This window comes from Vibrio sp. M260121 (genome assembly GCF_036533715.1).
Taxonomy (GTDB): domain Bacteria; phylum Pseudomonadota; class Gammaproteobacteria; order Enterobacterales; family Vibrionaceae; genus Vibrio.
Genome location: NZ_JATABF010000033.1, coordinates 27,006 through 46,062, shown reverse-complemented (window position 1 = coordinate 46,062; position 19,057 = coordinate 27,006). Strand labels below are relative to the sequence as shown.

15 protein-coding genes are annotated in these 19,057 nt (G+C 46.8%); 4 read left to right on the top strand and 11 right to left on the bottom strand.

From position 1 onward, the window contains the following. Positions 1–20: 20 nt before the first annotated feature. Together QTO06_RS17140 and rnb are read right to left on the bottom strand one after the other, a co-directional pair. A complete protein-coding gene (locus tag QTO06_RS17140; RefSeq protein ID WP_038892597.1) occupies positions 21–815 on the bottom strand; it encodes an AraC family transcriptional regulator in 795 nt (264 codons plus the stop codon). Between the two features lie 72 nt (positions 816–887). Beyond that, on the bottom strand, positions 888–2,891 hold the full coding sequence (rnb, locus tag QTO06_RS17135) for an exoribonuclease II (protein WP_331409066.1): 2,004 nt from the start codon (positions 2,889–2,891) through the stop codon (positions 888–890). 379 nt (positions 2,892–3,270) lie between these two features. On the opposite strand from rnb, the gene QTO06_RS17130 reads away from it, so the two are divergent. Next, on the top strand, positions 3,271–5,211 hold the full coding sequence (locus tag QTO06_RS17130; protein WP_331409064.1) for a DEAD/DEAH box helicase: 1,941 nt from the start codon (positions 3,271–3,273) through the stop codon (positions 5,209–5,211). A gap of 50 nt (positions 5,212–5,261) precedes the next feature. Here QTO06_RS17130 and QTO06_RS17125 read toward each other — a convergent pair whose 3' ends face one another. Next, the gene (locus QTO06_RS17125) at positions 5,262–6,800 is read right to left on the bottom strand and encodes a putative bifunctional diguanylate cyclase/phosphodiesterase (RefSeq protein WP_331409063.1); all 1,539 of its coding nucleotides are present in this window, start codon (positions 6,798–6,800) and stop codon (positions 5,262–5,264) included. Between the two features lie 363 nt (positions 6,801–7,163). On the opposite strand from QTO06_RS17125, the gene QTO06_RS17120 reads away from it, so the two are divergent. Continuing rightward, the gene (locus tag QTO06_RS17120) at positions 7,164–8,357 is read left to right on the top strand and encodes an acetate/propionate family kinase (RefSeq protein ID WP_005440661.1); all 1,194 of its coding nucleotides are present in this window, start codon (positions 7,164–7,166) and stop codon (positions 8,355–8,357) included. Positions 8,358–8,452: 95 nt separating this feature from the next. On the opposite strand, the gene QTO06_RS17115 is transcribed toward QTO06_RS17120, so the two are convergent. The 5 genes from QTO06_RS17115 to QTO06_RS17095 form a co-directional block, all read right to left on the bottom strand. Beyond that, positions 8,453–10,609 (bottom strand): c-type cytochrome, encoded by a 2,157-nt coding sequence (locus QTO06_RS17115; protein WP_331409062.1) that lies wholly within the window; start codon positions 10,607–10,609, stop codon positions 8,453–8,455. Then, positions 10,606–11,217: a cbb3-type cytochrome c oxidase subunit II gene (locus QTO06_RS17110; RefSeq protein WP_331409061.1), complete on the bottom strand. Its 612-nt coding sequence runs from the start codon at positions 11,215–11,217 to the stop codon at positions 10,606–10,608. Before QTO06_RS17110 ends, QTO06_RS17115 begins: the two co-directional genes overlap by 4 nt. A gap of 1 nt (position 11,218) precedes the next feature. Continuing rightward, positions 11,219–12,628, bottom strand: a complete 1,410-nt coding sequence (ccoN, locus tag QTO06_RS17105; protein ID WP_331409060.1) for a cytochrome-c oxidase, cbb3-type subunit I — start codon at positions 12,626–12,628, stop codon at positions 11,219–11,221. Positions 12,629–12,643: 15 nt separating this feature from the next. Continuing rightward, positions 12,644–13,006 (bottom strand): c-type cytochrome, encoded by a 363-nt coding sequence (locus tag QTO06_RS17100; RefSeq protein WP_331409059.1) that lies wholly within the window; start codon positions 13,004–13,006, stop codon positions 12,644–12,646. 386 nt (positions 13,007–13,392) lie between these two features. Beyond that, on the bottom strand, positions 13,393–13,563 hold the full coding sequence (locus tag QTO06_RS17095) for a hypothetical protein (protein WP_009704664.1): 171 nt from the start codon (positions 13,561–13,563) through the stop codon (positions 13,393–13,395). A 605-nt stretch (positions 13,564–14,168) separates the two neighbouring features. Between QTO06_RS17095 and QTO06_RS17090 the strand changes: the two genes are divergently transcribed. Beyond that, positions 14,169–15,047 carry a DMT family transporter gene (locus QTO06_RS17090; protein ID WP_039975185.1) on the top strand — a complete coding sequence of 293 codons (879 nt, stop codon included), beginning with the start codon at positions 14,169–14,171 and terminating at the stop codon, positions 15,045–15,047. Between the two features lie 74 nt (positions 15,048–15,121). Then, on the top strand, positions 15,122–15,673 hold the full coding sequence (locus tag QTO06_RS17085; protein ID WP_331409058.1) for a DUF2301 domain-containing membrane protein: 552 nt from the start codon (positions 15,122–15,124) through the stop codon (positions 15,671–15,673). Here the strand turns inward: QTO06_RS17085 and QTO06_RS17080 are convergent. From QTO06_RS17080 to QTO06_RS17070, 3 genes are read right to left on the bottom strand one after another with little or no spacing between them, the layout of a single operon-like run. Further along, positions 15,670–16,566 (bottom strand): hydroxymethylglutaryl-CoA lyase, encoded by an 897-nt coding sequence (locus QTO06_RS17080; protein ID WP_331409056.1) that lies wholly within the window; start codon positions 16,564–16,566, stop codon positions 15,670–15,672. The two genes, QTO06_RS17085 and QTO06_RS17080, sit on opposite strands and share 4 nt — an antisense overlap. Further along, positions 16,563–17,408, bottom strand: a complete 846-nt coding sequence (locus tag QTO06_RS17075; RefSeq protein WP_009696167.1) for an enoyl-CoA hydratase/isomerase family protein — start codon at positions 17,406–17,408, stop codon at positions 16,563–16,565. The genes QTO06_RS17080 and QTO06_RS17075 overlap by 4 nt, the downstream gene beginning before the upstream one ends. A gap of 25 nt (positions 17,409–17,433) precedes the next feature. Then, complete coding sequence (locus QTO06_RS17070) at positions 17,434–19,038, bottom strand: carboxyl transferase domain-containing protein (protein ID WP_331409055.1); 1,605 nt, start codon at positions 19,036–19,038, stop codon at positions 17,434–17,436. Positions 19,039–19,057: the final 19 nt, after the last annotated feature.

Genomic DNA, 19,057 nt, shown 5'->3' with positions numbered 1-19,057 from the left:
GTTTCGTGCCATGCCATGCGTTACTTCGCAATTTGGCTACGAAACTCTTTAGGCGTAATGCTGTAAATCGATTTAAACGCGGTACTAAAGTGTGCAGCACTCTTAAAGCCGGATTCAAATGCAATTTGAGTAATCGACTTCTGTGACACACGCAGTTGCGTTGCTGCGTGATTGATGCGTTTCACCTTCAATATGTGCGAGAACGAGAGGTTTTCTGCTGCCAGTCTGCGTTTCAAGGTCGCGATAGACATGCTCATGTGCGTTGCTAGCGCTTCTAATGTGATGTCTTTCTCGATGTTCTTCTCAATGTACTTAATCGCCTTCTGAGACGCGGTGAGGCTGCTTGCGTCATCAATGATAGATAGAATGTCTGGCTGTAATTCGACCATCAGTGATAGTAGTGAAAGCGCAATATGACCTTGAGCGTATTGCGGTGCTTTATTGTCCGCTAACTCGATTAACGCGTCTTTAAGCTTTGCAATCGAGGATTGGTTTTCAGAAGAGAAAGGGTAGAAGCGGCGTTCTTCTGTTTCTGACTGTACGCCTGGATGGGCAGATTTAAACTCGCTGAACAAGCCAATATCAAATACTAGCGCTACGGCTTTGAACACGCCGGGCTTGGCTTCGGCACTGCGTAGGTCTGCGGAGTTATAAAGGGTGAAGTCTCCGGCGTTTAATTCAATTCGCTCACCACTTGGCTGGTTAATGATGAGTGAGCCTTCTTCAACAACATATAAGCCATTGTGGGTGGCGGTGTAGCGTTCACTTTTGCGAGCAGTGAAGTGATTAAAGCGAATGATCTCAATGTTCGGCATATTCGTTCTTATCTTTCTTACATGACGTATAAAAAAGGCGCTCACTTGAGCGCCTTTAAACTTCAATCGGTATTATTCACTTACAGTTTCTTCTGCTTGTGCTGCTGGCTTATCAGCAAATACCTGGGTTGGCTTTGCAACGATGCTGCGGTTCTCTTGGTTCACGTCCGCTAGAACGATTTCCAATGTGTCACCTAACTTGTATACCACTTCTTTATCAATAGAAATGGTACCGTTGTCGCCGTTACACTCAATTCTTTCTTTATTATCAAGAATCAAGCTACCAGGAATAAAGGCCGCTGCGCCATTTTCGAGAAGTCGAACACGTGCACCAGCACGATTAATATCAAAAATCTCACCTGTGAAACACGTTTGTTTGCTTGGCTCTTCCGCAAGAGTACGTGCGTATAGCCAATCTGATACGTTTCGCTCGGCAATTTTGTGATGTTTACGGTGAAGAGCCAGCTCTTCGCCCACTTCATCGTCTGGTTTTTGAACAGGTTCTTTGTTCAAAATGACTGCTTTTAGCATGCGGTGGTTGATCATGTCACCGTATTTACGGATTGGTGAAGTCCAAGTCGCGTAGATATCAAGACCCATTGCGTAATGAGGAAGAGGTTGATTGCCCACTTCGCTGTACGTTTGGAACTTGCGAATGCGGTTATCTAAGTATGAGGTCTCTTGCTCACCTAACCAACGACGAAGTGCTGCGAAGCCTTCTAGTGTTGCGATAGATTCAGCAGTGAACTCTAGTGCACCTTCTGGGTTTACCAGTTCAACCACTTCTTCAATTTTCTCAGCTTTGAAGCCAGCGTGTGTGTTGAATACGCCTGTTTCAAATTTCTCGCGCAGCGTACGACCCGCACAGATGTTTGCTGTGATCATTGACTCTTCAACTAGGCGGTTTGCGCTACGACGCATGTCAGCGTGGATCGCAACAACGTCGTTGTCTTCGCTTAGTTCGAAGCGGTAGTCAGGACGGTCTGGGAACACAACTGCGTTCTTTTCACGCCACTCAGCGCGAGCGCGAGAGAAATCGTATAGGTCACGAACGATAGTCGCGATCTCTTCTGACGGTTGCCATTTATCCGAGCTGCCGTTTTCTAGCCAATCAGATACGTTGTCGTATGCTAGACGAGCATGTGATTTGATGTTGGCTGCGAAGAAGTGGATGTTATCACCAATCACACCATCTTTATTTACTGTTACTGTACAGCAGATAGCAGGGCGGATTTCACCTTCGATTAGAGAACACAAGTTGTCCGCTAGATCGCGAGGTAGCATTGGGATGTTACGACCTGGTAGGTAGATAGTGTAGCCACGTTCGCGAGCGACTTTATCCATATCGTCTTCAGGTGTGATGTACGCTGTTGGGTCTGCGATTGCGATAGTCAGCTCGAAGTCGCCAGATTCAGTTTTCTTCGCGTACAGTGCATCGTCCATATCTTTGGTCGATTCACCATCGATAGTTACGAAAGGAACGTGAGTCATGTCTACACGCTCTAGATCCGCGTCGTCTTTCAGTTCCCAGTTCTCAATGCCTACTGGCTCAGAGTTAGGTAGATCATTTTGAGCAAGCGTTACCCACCAAGGTGCAATCTTGTCGTTTGAATCGGTAATCTTCTCTGAAATTTCTACAAAGAAAGAGTTATCGCCTTTAAGTGGGTGGCGAATAAGATGCGCGACAACCCAGTCACCCTCTGCGAATTCATCAGGTTTTAGACCTTTCTTTAACTTCGCTTTAAGAGAAAGCTTTTTCAGCTGTGGGTGATCAGGTGCTACGTTTAGCTTGCCTTTGAATATTTTTACTCGGCCAATAAAGCGAGTTATGGCTTGTTCTAGCAGCTCTTGTGGTTCTGCGACTTCGCGTTCGTTTTCAGTGCGAATGATGGCAACCACTTTGTCGCCGTGCATGCACTTTTTCATGTACGCTGGTGGGATGAAGAAGCTGGTTTTACTGTCCACTTCCAGGAAGCCAAAGCCTTTATCAGTTGCTTTGATTGAGCCTTCTTTTTTAGGCAGGTTTTCTTGGATTTGCTGCTTAAGCTGAGCTAATAGCGGGTTATCTTGAAACATCTTTTTTTAACTTACCAATGGAATTGGGCACACTATAATCATTGCGCACTATTATTACTACCTAAAGCACACAAATTCGCTGTGAATTATTGATGAATTGAACAGCTTGTTGGTGCTTTTCTCTCCGGAGAATCGGGGGAGAGGTGGAAATTTATGCGAATAATACCATTAGTGAGAATAAATTGTGATGTAATTCAATTTTTTCTAGCTTTTTTTATGCATTTAAGGAATAATCCGCCTCCCTTAGTCGTCCCTAATGGCTTATCGCGGTTGTGTACTGTGCTAATTCCTGTCTGAATGGATTTAGTAACTGGATGGATCAGTATCGAATTGGAAGAGCATATGGGACTGTTTTTTTGTTTAATTAAGTAGGATCCCAATGCAAGATTCTGTTATTCAATTCAGCGATTTATCTCTGAATGATTCTATCCTTTCTGCTCTAGACGGAATGGGTTTCGTGTCACCAACTCCAATTCAGGCTGCGGCAATCCCACACCTATTGGAAGGTGTTGACGCGCTGGGCAAGGCACAAACGGGTACAGGTAAAACGGCAGCATTCTCTCTGCCTCTTCTAAACAAGCTAGATCTTGATCAACGTAAACCACAAGCAATCGTTCTTGCTCCAACTCGTGAGCTAGCGATCCAGGTTGCGGCTGAAATGAAAAACCTTGGTAAAAACATCAAGGGTCTTAAAGTTCTAGAAATCTACGGTGGTGCATCTATCGTCGATCAAATGCGTGCTCTTAAAAACGGTGCACACGTTGTTGTTGGTACTCCTGGCCGTGTTCAAGACCTTATCAACCGTGAACGTCTACATCTTGACGAAGTAAATACTTTCGTACTTGATGAAGCGGACGAAATGCTAAACATGGGTTTCGTAGACGACGTAACTGCGATCATGGAGCACGCTCCTGAATCAGCTCAACGCGTTTTATTCTCTGCAACTATGCCTCCAATGCTGAAAAACATTGTTGAGCGCTTCCTACGTGAACCTGTAACAGTTGACGTTGCTGGTAAGAACCACACTGTAGACAAAGTTCAACAGCAGTTCTGGGTAGTGAAGGGGGTAGAGAAAGATGAAGCGATGTCTCGTCTTCTTGAAACTGAAGAAACTGACGCGTCAATCGTATTCGTACGTACTCGTCAAGACACTGAGCGTCTAGCTGATTGGCTATCTGCACGTGGCTTTAAAGCTGCTGCACTGCACGGTGATATTCCTCAGTCTCTACGTGAGCGTACTGTTGATCACATCAAACAAGGTGTTATCGACATCCTAGTTGCAACTGACGTTGTTGCACGTGGTCTAGACGTTCCACGTATTACTCACGTATTTAACTACGACATCCCATTCGATGTTGAGTCTTACATCCACCGTATCGGTCGTACTGGCCGTGCTGGACGTAAAGGTAAAGCGATCCTTCTAGTTCGCACTAACCAGATCCGCATGCTTCGCACTATCGAGCGCGTAACTAAGTCATCTATGGAAGAAATCCAACTTCCTCTACGTGACCAAGTTGCTGAAGCTCGTCTAAGCAAGCTAGCAGCTGAACTGGAAGCTGAGAAAGAGCACAAATCACTAGACAAATTCGCTGAGCTAGTAGAGAAACTACAAACTTCTCTTGAGATCGACCCAGTGATGCTTGCTGCAATGCTTCTTAAGCGTCAGCAAGGTAAACGTCCTCTATTCTACATTGGCGAAGACCCAATGGTTGAAGCGATTGAGCGTGACAAGCAACGTCGTAAAGAGCGCCGTGAAGGTGGTCGTGAAGGCGGTCGTAGCTTCAACACTCAAGATTGGGATACTTACCAGCTTCAAGTTGGTCGTGAGCAAGGTGTTCAAGTTAAAGACATCGTTGGCGCTCTAGCAAATGAACTAGGTCTTGGTAAAGGTTCTATCGGTGCGATCAAGCTAGCGCAAGGTCACACATTCGTTCAGCTACCTAAAGCAATGACTTCAGATGCTGCGAACAAGCTAAGCAAACTACGTATCCGTCAACAAGATGTTGGTGCTGTAGTATGTGACTTCGATGACTTCCGTGAGTCTCGTGGTGGTCGCCGTGACGGTGGTCGTCGCGATGGTGGTCGTCGTGATGGCGGCGGTTACCGTGGCAACCGCGAAGGCGGCAACCGTGGTGGTGAGCGTCGTGAAGGCGGTCGTCGCGAAGGTGGCTTCCGTGGTAACCGTGATGGCAACCGTGATGCTAACGGTAACCGTGAAGGTGGCGAACGTCGTTTCGATCGCAACCGTGGTGGTGATCACCGTGGTGCGCACCGTGGTGAACGTGGTCACGGCCGTGGTCGTCGCACGCAAGACGCATAATTGCTTAACCATTAAGTGAATTTAAAAACCGAGCCAAGTGCTCGGTTTTTTTATGCGCGTCGAATTCGATGTTGTTCTTCGTCGTGATTGTTCACCCAGCTGATGACTTCGTTTAGCGGTAGAGCAGGGCAGAATAGATAGCCTTGGATGATGTCACAGCCTCGACTGCGTAAGAAGTGAAGTGTATCCATGTCTTGAACGCCTTCTGCAACCACTGAGTAACCCAGGCCGTGAGCGAGCGCTATGGTGTTTTCGACAATAGAGCGAGTGCCTTCAGTTTTGCTTGCGGTACTCAAAAAGGAACGGTCGATTTTGATTTGGTCGACAGGCAAGTCTCGCAATAGGGAGAGGGAAGAATAACCGGTGCCAAAATCATCTAAGCTAATTTTGATGCCCAGTCCTTTGATTTGGTTGATAAGTGGGTTGAGCTCAAGCACGCGATCAATCGCCATCGTTTCGGTGATCTCGAGACTAATGAGATTTGCAAAGTTAGGATTTTCGCTAAGCATCCTATCGAGCCTAGCGAAAAGTAAATTTGAGGATAAATCTTTGGCTGATAGGTTTACGTGTACAGGCAAGCGAATGCCCTGTTCGATAAGGCTCAATAGATCTCTCTCGACTTGATCCAGAACCCACATGGTGATGTTGTGTACTTGATTACTGCGTTCTGCAATTGGGATGAAGTCATTCGGTGAGATGTTTTTTCCGTTTCCATCACGCCATCGAATTACCGCTTCAAATCCGACTGCAAGGTTGGTGTGAGCATCAATCAAAGGTTGGTAATAAAGCTGAAACTCTTCTTTTTCTAAAGCGCATTGAATACGTGATGAAATTTCAAGCTGATATTTAGCACCAACGTTCATGTCATCGTTATAAAACGCCATTAGCTGTCCGTTGCGCTTGGCGTGGTACATTGCAATATCAGCACTCTTGATAAGAAGATCATTTGAGTCCGCATCAAAAGGAAATGTACTGATGCCAAAAACGACACGAGAAGAGACTTGAAATTCACCGAGATTGAAACGCTGAGACATTGCGTTGTCCAGTCGTCCGACGAGGTTTGAGCCTGCGCTGTGTTCCGCACAAGAAGTGAGAATCACGAATTCGTCGCCGCCCACTCTAAAAATTTCGTCGTATCCGGTCAATTCTGTTTGAAGTCTTTGTCCGATTTGAATCAGCAGTAGGTCACCGCTGAAATGGCCCATCGCATCGTTGATTTGTTTGAAATTGACCACATCAAAAAGAATAACAGAGAAGGGGGCGCCTTCTTGGATGCGGTCATCGATTTGCTCAAAGCAGAACTTTCGATTTGGGAGCCCGGTGAGAGAGTCATGAACAGCATTGTGTTTCTCTCGCTCTGCGACCTTGTGTAGCTCATTTATTGAATCGTTACTCCATTTGATAACGAGCACAACAAAAATGCTCCCACCAAATAGCAGTAGCGCCAATCCTGTCTCTAGTAGCGAAGCAACAGGTTTGTTGATGATCTCATGAAGAAAGGCCGCGTAGGCAAATATGAACCCGGTGATTAAAATTAACAACACGATCCAACCCGGAACGTCTGTCTTCGAGCAAATACTTTTTGTCATCTGCCATCCCCAGCAGAGCAAAATTAGACCTATGATGACCAATACAAAGGCAAATGTGGGCACGTTATTATTCCGAATTATTGATATGTTTGTAACTTCTGAATCCCCACTAAACAACGTAGCTCATACTTTTGGTTTTGTACAAATATGACTATTCATACATTTGTTGTAATAAGAGATATTTTTTAGTCTTCAAATAAAATCTAAACTTGTCATAGATCAACAAAAAATGTTCAACTAAAAAACTATTACTAAAAGATAGTTGAAAGATTAAAAAATTATTGAATAATAGAAGCCACAAACAAGAAGTACGCAGCGCGGAAGCGCGATTACAACCTCTGCTCCACAACAGGAAACTATTTCATGTCTAATTCGTTTGTACTGGTGATCAACTCTGGTAGCTCATCACTAAAATTTGCAGTAATCGACTCTCAATCTGGCGATGCTGTGCTAAGTGGTCTGGGCGAATGCTTTGGTCTATCAGACGCTCGTATGAGCTGGAAATTCAACGGTGAGAAAAAGGAAGTCGCAATCGAAGGCGACGATAGCCATCACAAGATCGCTATTGGTAAGCTGGTTGGTTTAACCGAAGAGTTAGGTCTGGCTCAAGACATCGTGGCTGTAGGTCACCGTATCGTTCACGGTGGTGAGAAGTTCACACAAACTGTTCGCATTACTGAAGAAGTAACCGCTGAAATCGAAAAACTTGCAGATCTTGCTCCACTACATAACCCTGCAGGTGCTATCGGTATTCGCGCTGCTATCGAAGCGTTTCCAAGCCTTCCTCAGTTTGCTGTATTCGACACTGCATTCCACCAAACAATGCCTCAACGCGCATTCACTGGTGCAATCGCGAAAGAACTTTACACTGACTTCGGCGTACGTCGTTACGGCTTCCACGGCACTAGCCACTACTTCGTAAGCCGTGAAGCTGCGAAAATGATTAACAAGCCAGTGGAAGAATCTAGCTTCATTTCTGTTCACTTAGGTAATGGTGCTTCTGTTTGTGCAATTAACAACGGCGAGTCTGTTGATACGTCAATGGGCTTCACGCCACTGTCTGGTCTTATGATGGGTACACGTTGTGGTGACCTTGACCCAGGCATCATTGAGTACCTTCTTAAGAAAGGTTGGTCTCAAGAGAAAGTGTTCAACTCTTTGAACAAAGCTTCTGGCTTCTTAGGTGTTTCTGGCCTAACAAGCGATGCGCGCGGTATTTTGGAAGCGATGGAAGAGGGTCACGAAGGTGCAACTCTAGCATTCCAAGTATTTACATACCGTGTGTCTAAATACATTGCGTCTTACCTTGCTGCTCTTGATTCATTCGACGGCATCATCTTCACTGGCGGCATCGGCGAAAACTCAATGCCAATCCGTAGTGAAATCCTGAAGAACCTTAAACTTCTAGGTTTCGTTGAAGATGTGAAAGGTAACGAAGACGCTCGATTTGGTAACGCAGGTGTTGTTGCTACATCTGAGTTGCTTGGTGCGAAAGCGCTAGTTATTCCTACCAATGAAGAGTGGGTTATCGCTCAACAGTCGGTGGAACTGCTGTAAAACGGCAAAAATTTTGGGAACTAAGTCAAAGCCCTTTCCGGTTGGAAAGGGCTTTTTTTATGTTTAACGAAACAGCACTTTCTTTCGGTGGTGTGTTACTTGATATGTATGTTGTTGTCGCGTCTGTCGTACATTTCCGGTGTGGTGTGTAGACCGCCTGCGTAACCCGCTTCCTCCAAGGTTTCCCTCACATCACGAACGTCAGCCGCTGTGACTGGTGTTTGCTGGTCACCAAGGTGTTTACGCACAAAGGTAATCAACTCTGCCAATCGAGCGTCAGAGAGGATGTCCTCAAAGCTTGCCATTGGCATGAAGTTACGCTCTGGGTCGATGTAAGTTGGCTGTAGGCCACGCACGGTTACCGCAATGGTGTTGAACGGGTCGCTGTGCATGATTATGCCGTTGTTCAAGAGCGTTGGAGCTATTGGATCTCGCCCTTTACCATCGTTACCATGGCATGCTCCACATGTTTGCTTGTAGGTGGCATAGATTGGCTCTTGATAAGCCGCTTCATCAAACCCTTTAGGCTCCAAAGGAATAGCATCTGCGGCAATAAAGTTGTTTACGTCCCCATTGAGCAGATAGTAGGACATGGATTCAACGTCTTCACGAGTCATTAAACTCAAACTGTTCTTGACCACGTCAGCCATCCCAGCAAAAGCAGTACCTTTGTCTGAATGACCTGTGTGCAAGAAGTCGCTGAGTGTCTTTTCATCCCAACCACCTATGTACAGCTCCGTAGAGGTAATGTCAGGTGCGTTCCAGCCGTCTATCAAGTTACCTTGGAAGATACGCTCAGGAATCAATGCTTGAGCAATATTCCTCGGCGTATGGCACTCTGAGCAGTGTCCTAAGCCCGCAACCCAGTATTTGCCTTTCTGCCACTTCTCTACGTCATCCACCGCGCCTTCAAGCTCTAAAGGTAGGCTGTAATCGATAGGGTCGGTGTCCATAAAGACGATATTCCAGCCAAGCAAACCAAGACGGATGTTAGATGGGAACATCATATGGTTTTCATCGTTACGACGAGCCACCGAAGGGATAGATTGCATGAATTCCCATAAATCCTTCATATCTTGCTCAGTCAGGTATTGATAGGACGTGTAGGGCATAGCCGGATAGAGATAGCCGTGTTTACCTTTACCTTTCACAAGAGCATCACGAAAGTCATCATAGTTATACTCACCAATACCTTCACTGGCATGGGGCGTGATATTAGTGGAGTAGATGGTGCCAAATGGGGTAACAAACGGTAGGCCGCCAGCGAAAGGTTCGCCACCTTCTGCACTGTGACAAGCCACGCAATCCCCCGCGTGTGCCAGATATTCACCACGCTCGACAGATTGAGCATTAAGTGCTGCGAGTTTCTGCTCTTCCTCTTTGCCAACTTTGCGGATGTAGGCACCAATCGCCAGGATTTCATGTTCTGAGAGTTGGTTTTCAAACGCTGGCATCAAGTTATTTAAACCGTAATTGATGGTGTGTTGAATCTCTTCAATACTACCGCCATGAAGCCATACGCTGTCTGACAAATCTGGAACACCAGTTTGTTGATTGGCAAGTGAGCCATCGCCGTGACAAGAAGAACAGTATTGAGCGAATAGGTTTTTACCTAGTTCGATCTTCACCTCAGGTACGTTGCTGTGGCGTTGATTAAGCGACGCAAGATAGTAAGAAATCTTGTCCACTTCGTCTTTTCTCATCACCTCAACCCAGCCGGGCATCGCACCGTTACGGCCTTTCGCGATGGAATGAATGATGGCCTCATCATCTCCGCCGTACATCCATTCTTTGTCGATAAGGTTAGGGAAGTGTTTTTGTCCTTGTGCGTTATCTCTATGGCAGGCTGCACAATGGGTTTGAAATAACATACGACCGCTACGCACGATATCGGCATCTTGCGCAAGTGCCGCCAAAGAGGTGTCGGTTACTTGGCTGAATTGCTGATCGAGTGTGGTTGATGGCGAGCTAAGTTTGTCGTCTGCTTGGTCATAATTCGCCAAGCCTTTCCATTCACCAAGCCCCGGATACAGAACCAAATAGCCTGCGGAGAGTAAAAACGCGACAGCGTAACTAACGAAGAGGAGCTTAGGTGGTGGCGCGTCCTTTTCATCTATCCCATCAAAAGAGGCGATGGTGTGGTCTTGGTCTGCTTTGTGGTTGCTACGCCAATACTTGACGATAACACCCACCATCAGAACAAAGAAGATTATGGTGCAGGCAACGGCCCACCAGTTCCAGAATGTGCTCATGGTGCCACCTCCTGTGCTGTATCTTGACCAAGGCTTTGAAGATAACGGATCAGCGCTTCGCCTTTGGTTTTACCGCGAACTTGTAAGCGCGCATCGGAAATTTCTTGGTCTGTGTATGGAACCCCTAGTATGCGTAGTGTCTCCATCTTGTCGCCAATTGCATCGCCCGAGAGTGTTTGTTCGAACAGCCAAGGGTAGGCCGGCATTATGGACGTTGGAATGACCTGACGGGGATCAATTAGATGCAATACATGCCATTGGTCAGAGTATTTACGGCCAAGATTGGTTAAGTCCGGACCTGTACGCTTTGAGCCCCATAGGTTAGGGAATTCATAAATATCATCTGATTCTTTGTTTGCACGACCATTACGTTTGGTCTCCGGCTCTAGAGGACGAACCATCTGCGTGTGGCACACATGGCAACCTTCGCTGATGTAGATATCGCGGCCAGCAAGCTCCAACGCGGTTAACGGCTTCGCTAAACTACCTTTGGCGATGTCGTCAGTACGCAGGATGTTAGGCACTACCCACACAGCAAGAGAGAAGGAAGCCACAACAACGGTGGTGATGATCAAGATGATTACTGAATGCGTAAAGTCTTTGCTCATCTTATGCCTCCTTCGCTACCAGTACAGACGGAGAACGTACGGTCTTGTACAAGTTGAATGCCATCAGGAACAAGCCGAGCACAAAGAGCGCACCACCAAAGAAGCGCAAGAACAACCATGGCGCTTTAAAGTTCATGGCTTCGATAAAGCTGTAAACCAGTTCACCATTCTCGTTCTGAGTGAGCCACATGTAACCTTCACCAATACCGGCAACCCAAAGAGCGATGGCATAAATAGCAACCCCTGCATGGGCAAGCCAGAAGTGCCATTTGATCAGTCGTTTCGACCACAGTTCTGTCTTGTTCCACAGGCGTGGGATGAAGTGGTAGAACACCGCAATGCCGGACATGCCTACCCAACCTAATGCACCGGAATGAACGTGGCCGATGACCCATTCAGTATTGTGCGCGAGCATATTGAACCAGCGAATCGCCAGTAGAGGCCCTTCAAATGTGGCCAAGCAGTAGTAAAGAATGGCCGAGAAGAAGAACAGGCAAATGTAGTCAGACTTGAGCTTCTCTTTGTTTTGAAGCAGCGTCATCGCACTGTTGAAAGCGCCAGCCCAAGATGGGAGCCAAAGAATGAGTGACATGATGATGCCGATGTTTTGCACCCAAATAGGTACCGATGAATAAACCAAATGGTGGGTACCTGCCCAAGTGTAAAAACCAACCAAGCCCCAGAAGTGGATGACAGACAAACGGTAAGAGTAAATAGGGCGGTCTGCGGCTTTTGGTATGAAGTAATAGTTCATACCAATCACACCAGCAGTCAGTAGGAAGCCCACGGCATTGTGACCCCACCACCATTGAACGATGGCGTCTTGCGCTCCGGCGAAGACGGAATAGGACTTCATCAAAGAGACGGGCATGGCGAGATTGTTCACGATGAAGATCATCGCTATCACAATGATAAAGGCAGCGAAGAACCAATTGGCAACGAAGATATGGTCAACTTTCCGCTTCGCAATCGTGCCAAAAAACAACACGGCGTAGAGCACCCAGACTAAGACGATCAATAGGTCTATTGGCCACTCTAACTCAGCGTACTCTTTTGATGTGGTGTAGCCTGCGGGCAGACTGATTAACGCCAAAAAGAGTACCAGTTGCCAACCCCAGAAAACCATCCAAGATAAGCTTTGGTTAAAGAGGTTACAGCGACCGGTGCGTTGAGCGATGTAGAGAGAGGTACCCATCAAAATGTTGACTACAAAGCCGTATATTACGCCGGAAGTGTGTAGTGGTCTGAGTCGACCGAATTGGAAGTATTGAGAATCGAAGTTAAGTACTGGCCAATACAACTGTGCCGCGAGGATCACACCAATGATCATCCCGACGATAGCCCAAACTAACGATGCCAACACAAAATACTTCACAACTTTGGTGTTGTATTGAGTTGCTGCTTGTTCCATTAGAACGCTCCTCGTTTAAGGTTGAGCTTCTATGCCTAGCTGAGAGTAATAGTGGGCAATGTCTTCAATGTCTTGATCAGAAAGAGCATCGGCCTGCTGTTGCATCAGCACCGCGAGACCACTGGTTCGCTCCCTTGCTTTGTAGTCCTTAAGGGAAGAAATCAAATAGGTTTTGTTCTGGCCGCGTAAGTTTGGGTATGCATCAATGGTCGATATGCCATCGACACCATGACAAGTCATACAAACTTTCGCTTTTTCTTTGCCGACTTCGAATTGCTCATCACCTTCTGCAGCAAAGGTGAGGGGAGAGAAGCACACAGTGGCGACGAGAGCCGTCCTCAAAGCTGCGCTCATGTTTTGGGTGTTCTTTAATCTCATCACTGATTCCCTAGTAATTTGAATGCGTGTTTCACTAACTTGGGCGCTGATATTCCAGATTTTCACTGTTATTGGTGGCGTGAATGCACTGGCGTATTTTTTATAGTTGTAGGTTAAAGAGTAAGCAGGTACTGGCAATATCGCTACGTACGAGCCGATTTAGTTGTGAATTTAATTACTAATACGTGTGAGGCTTGTGGATTGGACAAAATCAATCTCAATAAAACTAAAGTGAAAAGAATCGCTTAGCGATACACATGTGAAAAGTGGTGAGTTTTATTGAATTAGAGGCTTTAAGTGGCGGTTTTGGAAAGAAGGCGTGAAATTGAAAACCGCTTATGATTTGAGGCAAGAGCGGTTGTGAAAGAGAGAGTTATAAAAACAAACTAACGTCCACGGTACATCATCATATCGTAGATATGAGTGATGGAAATTGGGTCCGCCTCGATGCTTCCGATGCGTAATGAAGAGACAAGATTAAACAACGAACCAAGCACCATTGGCGCGAGAATAAGTAGGGCGATCAGAATGAAAAAGAGTACGGTTGAGTGTCTCATAAAGCACCTCCTGTCGTCTGTTCTACTGTGTTTCGATTTTAGCATTTTGAACACTAATAGATGATGAGATTATTCCGTATATTATTTGAACTAAAACCTGATTGTGAGCGTTTTCGTTAACCACATAAACCACAAAAATAATGAAGGGATTTCACAGCAATTTACTCGATGGGAAGCATGTCGCAATGTATACTGTGAGCGTTTCGCAAACGTTAACTTCCCCATTTATATACCCAAGTAACCTCAAGGTGCTTTATTCAGCGAGAATGATTTGGTTTGTAGACGAGACAACGACTTGAAGACTTAGTGGGCCTAAGTAAAAAATCGTTAACAAAGTATACGAGCCAAGGCAACTCGCCCTTCGGGAGCGTGTCACTGAAGCAATTTCTGCGTCAAATAACTTGGAAAGAGCTAGCTATTCCGCTGCGTTATTTTCCTTGAACTTGAATCAGTGACCACGCTCTGAATTTTGCACCTTGAAGTCACTTGGGTATTAACACCCTGTCAGCATTTGCGATGCAAATATAACTAGCTATCACACATTAAAATCAATGATAAATAAACCCCTGACGAATCCCTCGCAGGGTCTTTTTTTGTGAGTAATTATGCTTAACTCAGAACGCAAAGCTGCATTCGTGCTCGTCGCTACTACGATGATCGCGGCATTAGGGTGGATCTTCTCCAAAGAAACCATTCAAGGTCTCCCACCATTCGGATTTATCGGTCTGCGATTCACCATCGCTTCACTGTGTTTGCTGCCTCTGTGTATCAAACCGCTTCGCGCTGCTAATAAGAAAGATATTTTTGCCGCGGCAGGCGTGGGTGTGCTTTTGGGTGGCGCACTGATGTGTTGGATCTACGCGATTTCAATCAGTGACACGCTAGGTGAGGGCGCATTCATCATGAGCCTGTCGATGCTTTTCGTACCCATTGTCGCGTGGATTATGTTTCGTCAAAGACCTCAACGAATTTTTTGGGTGTCACTCCCGATCGCGATTCTTGGTCTAGGATGTTTGTCTTTGGCTGGTGGTTGGCAACAATCTAGCAGTCAGCTTTGGTTTTTGGGCGCGGCTTTGATGCTCGCTCTGCACTTCAACGTAAACAGCAAGTATTCGCAAAAATTGCCTGTGTTGTTGCTAACGTGTATTCAGCTTTTTGTCACGGGCTTGATTGGTTTGCTGATTTCATCTTTGGTGGAAACGGTGCCAACAGAGGTAAGCACATCAATTTGGATTTGGTTTGCGTTGAGCACGCTTTTGGCAACCAGTTTGCGTTACGTGATGCAAACCATGGGGCAAAAGTTTGTCCAAGCGGGTAACGCTGCACTGATTATGATCCTTGAACCCGTGTGGACTGTAATTCTAAGTGTGATTTGGTATGGCGAAGTGCTGACCTCTAATAAACTTGTCGGCTGCGCACTTATCTTATTCTCTTTGGTGATCTACCGAACTGGCGGTAAACTTCGCTTTCCCAAACGGGCGTAATTAAGTTTATAGAGCCAACGATTTCACCCTCGTTGGCTTTTTGTTCCTTTTCATTTTTAGGCAGGATGCTTTCCATGGCAAACACAGAACATCAAGAGACGCTGGATTCACTCGATAAAATCAGCGTGTGCTTGTATCGCTTTGGTATTACTTTGTTTGCAATGGCGCTGCTTGTTTTTTCGGTTCTTATCTCTGGTGCAATTTCTGGTTCACCGTTGGTTTACCAAACCTCAGTCATTGCGCTTTGTGTGGCTGGTGCATTATCTGCCGCGAACGTTCACGTTTACAGCAAACACGTACGTGCCGTGATCAGTTGGGCATCTTGGATTGGCTTGGTATTGATGGTGAGTGACTTGGAGTTTCAGCGCACTTGGTTAGGGCTTGGCTTTATCTTTGTGACCTTTTCGGGTATTGCGCTTAAAGAGTCTTTTTGCTTTAAAGTGCCAGGCTTGAGAATGGTGCCCGCGTTTCTCGCTGTAGCAACGTTTGCATTATGGTTTAACCTTCCAATCCTTGCTGCCATTACTATGTTGTTGGCTGGTTTGGTAATGGGTTTCCTGTCTTTTGCTAAGTGGCGTATGCCGCTGCATTTCGATATCGGTATCAAAGCGAATTACGAGATCTAACGCTGCTTTAACGCCAGCGAGACTTTTGAGGTCGGTTGGCGGTTTAACTCTTCACTGATCATCCATCCTGCTTTGGCAAGCAGCTCCAAATCTACTCCGGTCTCGATTCCTAAGCCTTGGCAAAGGTAGAGCACATCTTCGGTAGCAACATTACCTGACGCGCCATGAGCATAAGGGCAGCCACCAAGCCCAGCCACACTACTATCGATGGTATTGATGCCCATCGTTAAGGCTTGGTAGATATTCGCCAATGCTTGTCCCCATGTGTCGTGGAAATGCACAGCGAGCTTATCGGTTGGGACTTTCACTAGTACGGCTTCTAACATTTTAGCGATGCGTATCGGCGTGCCTGTACCTATGGTGTCTCCAAGCGAAACCTCATAGCAGCCTAATTCCATCAGCAGGTTAGCGACTCTTGCCACTTGTTCTGGTTTGGTTGATCCATCGTAAGGGCAGTCTGCCACGCAAGATAAGTAACCTCGAACGGGAATGTTATGGGTTACTGCCAATTCCATTACCGGCTCAAAGCGGGTGAGGCTTTCCGCAATCGAGCAATTGATGTTGTGTCGGCAAAAGCCCTCCGATGAGGAGGTGAAGATGGCGACTTGCTTAGCGCCTGCTTCAAGCGCTTTTTCAAAGCCTTGCACATTAGGCGTTAGTGCTGAGTAGATGACGTTGTGGCGGCGGGTGATTTTCTTCATCACATCGAGTGAATCCGCCATTTGAGGTACCCATTTAGGCGACACAAAAGAGCCTGCCTCAATATGGGTGAGCCCTGTATCCGAGAGCAGGTCGATTAAGCGGATCTTGGCCTGCGTGGACACCGGTGATTCGTTTTGCAGACCGTCTCTCGCACCCACTTCGACAATGTTTACCTTGTTTGGCAAATTCATTTCTTGCCCTTAGTTGGCTTGTTTATCCAGCCCGGTTCTCGTTTCTCTAGAAAGGCTTGCAAGCCATCTTGTCCTTGCGGCGATACGCGAATGTCGGCGATGAGCTGGCTCGTGTATTGGATAAGCTGACCATCAATCGGATTTTGGTGGCATTGATGACATAACGCTTTGGCTTTTCGCATCGCATCTGGGCTATTGAGCAGCAAAGAATCAATCAAGCTTTCTACCACGGCTTCGATTTTATCCAGCTTATGAACCTCATGCACAATGCCAAACTTTTCAGCCTTAGCGGCGTTAATCACTTCGGCGCTGAGTATGTAACGACGAGCTTGTCGGTTGCCCATTGCTCGCATGACATAAGGAGAGATGGTTGCTGGAACCAGCCCCAGTTTGACTTCACTCAAGCAGAAGTTCGCATTCTCCGCTGCGATGGCGATATCACAGCAACAGATCAAGCCCAATGCGCCACCAAAAGCGGAACCTTGCACAACCGCAATAGTAGGCTGAGGGAAAGCGTCCAATGTATGCATCAGACGTGCAAGGTTCTGCGCGTCTTCTAGGTTTTGCTTTCTGGTGCTACTTGCCATGGATTTCATCCAATTCAAATCAGCACCAGAGGAGAAATGTTTGCCGTTTCCTCGAAGCACTAAGCATCGAACATCGGTACGCAAGGCGAGGTAGTCCAGCCTGTGGATCAGCAGATCAATCATGCAGGCATCAAACGCATTGTGCTTCTCTGTGCGATTGAGCGTAAGCGTTGCGACGCCGAATTCATCGACGTTCCAAAGTACTTCATCTTGTCGTTGGGTATTGGGGATAATACTCGGTTGATGATCCTGCATGTGACGTCCTTTCTTCTCTACATTGCTACATTCTGAATATGCCAAAGTTGCTGTCAGGAATTGGCGCATTGAGCGCGGCTTTTAAGGCTTGAGCCAATACTTGACGCGTCTCTTTTGGGTCGATGATGCCGTCATCCCATAAACGCGCGCTGGCGTAGTAGGGATGCCCCTGAGACTCATACAAGTCTACGATAGATTCTCGGAATGCACTTTCTTCGGGCTCTGGCCATTCTTCACCTTGGCGTTTTTTCACTTCTCGACGCACTTGAGTGAGCACGCCAGCGGCTTGTTCTCCGCCCATTACCGAGATTCGTGCGTTTGGCCACATCCACATCATGGTCGGGTCATAAGCACGACCACACATACCGTAATTGCCGGCACCGTAAGAGCCGCCAATGATCACGGTAAACTTAGGCACATCCGCACACGCAACCGCCATCACCAATTTCGCGCCGTGTTTGGCAATGCCTTCCGCCTCGAGCTTTTTGCCCACCATAAACCCAGTGATGTTTTGCAAAAACAGTAGGGGAATTTTGCGTTTGGCACACAACTCAATAAAGTGCGCGCCTTTCTGTGATGACTCAGAAAACAAGATGCCGTTGTTCGCCACAATGCCAATCAGAGTGCCGTGGATTCGTGCGAAGCCACATACTAAGGTCTTGCCATAAAGTGCTTTGAACTCATCGAAGTCTGAGTCATCAACCACACGAGCGATGATCTCTCTAACATCAAAAGACAAGCGCAGATTCGCATTGACGATGCCGTACATTTCTTCAGCGTCGTAACGTGGTGGTAAAACCGGTTTGTCGCTTTGAACTGGGAGTGATTGGTTGGTATTGGAGATGGCTTCGCGTGCAAGTTGCAATGCGTGTTGGTCGTTCTCTGCGTAATAATCGGCAACGCCGGACTTACGACAATGCACATCGGCACCGCCTAATTCTTCATCGGTGACGATTTCTCCCGTAGCGGCTTTTACCAGCGGGGGACCTGCTAAGAAGATGGTGCCTTGCTCTTTGACCATAATGGAAACGTCTGCCATCGCAGGTACATAAGCGCCGCCTGCGGTACAAAGCCCCATTACAACCGCGACTTGAGGTATGCCTTGTGCCGACATTCTGGCTTGATTGAAGAAGATACGCCCAAAGTGCTCTTTATCAGGAAAGACTTCAGCTTGATGAGGGAGGTTCGCGCCACCAGAATCCACCAAATAGACGCAAGGTAGTTGGCAACGTTGGGCAATCTCTTGCGCGCGCAGATGCTTTTTCACTGTGAGCGGGTAGTAGGTGCCGCCTTTGACGGAAGGATCGTTGGCGATCACCATACATTGAATACCTTCAATGGTGCCGATGCCCGCGACGACACCTGCGCATGGAATCGATTCTTCATAGACGTTCCACGCGGCGAATTGTCCGACTTCAAGAAACTCGCTGCCTTCATCCAAAAGATGCATGACGCGCTCACGAACGGGCAGTTTCCCTTTCAGGCGTTGGCGGTCGATGGCTTTTTGTCCACCACCTTGCTTGATGGCTTTTATATTGGCATTAAGGTTGTTTACCAACTCGGTCATGACCGCTTTATTCGACAAAAACAGTTCGTCGGTTGGCTTGGTTTTGCTTTTAATGATTGCCATAGTGACTTCCTTGTCGGTG

Excerpts from the sequence above, each read along its gene's own strand:
- QTO06_RS17110 (WP_331409061.1), bottom strand. The coding sequence starts at position 11,217 with ATGAGCAAAGACTTTACGCATTCAGTAATCATCTTGATCATCACCACC.
- QTO06_RS17115 (WP_331409062.1), bottom strand. The coding sequence starts at position 10,609 with ATGAGCACATTCTGGAACTGGTGGGCCGTTGCCTGCACCATAATCTTC.
- QTO06_RS17075 (WP_009696167.1), bottom strand. The coding sequence starts at position 17,408 with ATGCAGGATCATCAACCGAGTATTATCCCCAATACCCAACGACAAGAT.
- QTO06_RS17085 (WP_331409058.1), top strand. The coding sequence starts at position 15,122 with ATGGCAAACACAGAACATCAAGAGACGCTGGATTCACTCGATAAAATC.
- QTO06_RS17120 (WP_005440661.1), top strand. The coding sequence starts at position 7,164 with ATGTCTAATTCGTTTGTACTGGTGATCAACTCTGGTAGCTCATCACTA.
- ccoN (WP_331409060.1), bottom strand. The coding sequence starts at position 12,628 with ATGGAACAAGCAGCAACTCAATACAACACCAAAGTTGTGAAGTATTTT.
- QTO06_RS17125 (WP_331409063.1), bottom strand. The coding sequence starts at position 6,800 with ATGACAAAAAGTATTTGCTCGAAGACAGACGTTCCGGGTTGGATCGTG.
- QTO06_RS17070 (WP_331409055.1), bottom strand. The coding sequence starts at position 19,038 with ATGGCAATCATTAAAAGCAAAACCAAGCCAACCGACGAACTGTTTTTG.
- QTO06_RS17130 (WP_331409064.1), top strand. The coding sequence starts at position 3,271 with ATGCAAGATTCTGTTATTCAATTCAGCGATTTATCTCTGAATGATTCT.
- QTO06_RS17140 (WP_038892597.1), bottom strand. The coding sequence starts at position 815 with ATGCCGAACATTGAGATCATTCGCTTTAATCACTTCACTGCTCGCAAA.
- QTO06_RS17090 (WP_039975185.1), top strand. The coding sequence starts at position 14,169 with ATGCTTAACTCAGAACGCAAAGCTGCATTCGTGCTCGTCGCTACTACG.
- QTO06_RS17080 (WP_331409056.1), bottom strand. The coding sequence starts at position 16,566 with ATGAATTTGCCAAACAAGGTAAACATTGTCGAAGTGGGTGCGAGAGAC.
- QTO06_RS17100 (WP_331409059.1), bottom strand. The coding sequence starts at position 13,006 with ATGAGATTAAAGAACACCCAAAACATGAGCGCAGCTTTGAGGACGGCT.
- rnb (WP_331409066.1), bottom strand. The coding sequence starts at position 2,891 with ATGTTTCAAGATAACCCGCTATTAGCTCAGCTTAAGCAGCAAATCCAA.
- QTO06_RS17095 (WP_009704664.1), bottom strand. The coding sequence starts at position 13,563 with ATGAGACACTCAACCGTACTCTTTTTCATTCTGATCGCCCTACTTATT.